Raw genomic sequence first — 1378 nt, 5'->3', positions numbered from 1 at the left:
ACAACTTCTTGGGACAAGGGGAATGGAATTATCATGAACACCATGGGAAGGATGGATTCCATGGGAAGTGGAAAATACCACTTGATGTTTAGAGAGGATGGATTGGAGGTCTTGCAGCACAGAGGGTGTCTTAGTTGCTTGTATGGCATGGAGTTTGGAAATAATTCCATAATGGCCTTTTTTGAGCAGCTTTTCCATGAGAGGGGAATTGATGACCTTCCGGGAACCGACGATGATGCCTTGGAACTTATATTTTTGTCCCTCCTGGTCGAATTGAATGGTTAATTCCTTAAAATCCATGAGAATGGGACCCAAAGTCCTTAGCCAGTCTGCACCCAACACAATGTCACAACCGCCCATGTCAATAGCAAACATATGGGATTTGAGGTGGTAGTCACCGATTTGGAGACACACATTTTCACAGCGCCCTCCACATTTCATGGAACCACCATTGGAAATCATGATTTGGAAATTATTGAATGCATGGATATAGCAATGAGTTTCTTGGGAAATGCGACGATGAATAAAATTATGGGTGCTTCCACTATCAACAAGAATGATGACCTTCCTATGTTTGATGTAGCCAATTAGTTTGAGGATTTGGGGAGCAGAGAAGCCAGTGAGATCATTGAGGGAAATGACCGGTTTTACTTTGGGAGGGTCTGAGGGAGGGGTTATGTCAGTGGTTTCAGGTGACTTAGACACAAGGGGAGTTTCAACATCCTCTTCTGAAATATCCTTGGAGATGGCCATAAAAAAATTTTGTTCCTTACACTTGTGGCCCGGAAAATATTTTTCATCACAATTATAACAGAGGCCTTTGAGTTGGCGTTCAACCATTTCAGCCCTGGTCAATTTTTGGATCTTTAATGGGGCGGAGGGAGTAGTGGGGTTTACTGGTTTAGGGCGAGGGATAAAGGAAGGCTTACGGTTTTGAGAGGAAACAATTTGTTGTGCTTCTTTGGCTTTTTTGGTAGCCTCCACCCAAGTCGTAGGTCGAGCCATGAGGACATGGGCCCTAACCTCCTCCTTGAGGCCACTGATAAAGCACTCACGAAAGAAGGCATCAGTCATGCCCTCTGTTCGAAAAGCCAGACGCTCAAATGCAGCTATGAAGTCTTCTACTGTGCCTGATTGCTTCAATTTGGTCAAACGGACCAAATGGTTGGTGTCAGTGTCAAAGCGTTCATAAAGCTCTGCAACAAATTGGGTCCAAGCAATATATCCTTGACGGGAAGTTTTTCTCCATTGCCACCATTGCCAGCGTTCTTGATCGAGATGGAGAACACCATACCGGAGTTTGGCCAAGTCATCTGTAATGTTGTAGAGGGAGAAATAATGTTCCATTTGTGTGACCCAACCAGTGGGGTCTGAGCCA

At 44.7% G+C, this 1378-nt stretch carries 1 protein-coding gene; it reads right to left on the bottom strand.

Annotated elements, in window-relative coordinates:
* On the bottom strand, nt 1-1347 hold a 1347-nt coding region (locus NUW87_RS11315; RefSeq protein WP_269028621.1), incomplete at its 3' end, for a retropepsin-like aspartic protease.
* Nucleotides 1348-1378 lie beyond the last annotated feature (31 nt).

Origin of the sequence: Corynebacterium pilbarense, assembly GCF_026930265.1 — a bacterium.
Taxonomy (GTDB): domain Bacteria; phylum Actinomycetota; class Actinomycetes; order Mycobacteriales; family Mycobacteriaceae; genus Corynebacterium; species Corynebacterium pilbarense.
Note: the sequence above shows the minus strand (reverse complement) of the source record. Positions and strands in the feature narration are given on the sequence as shown.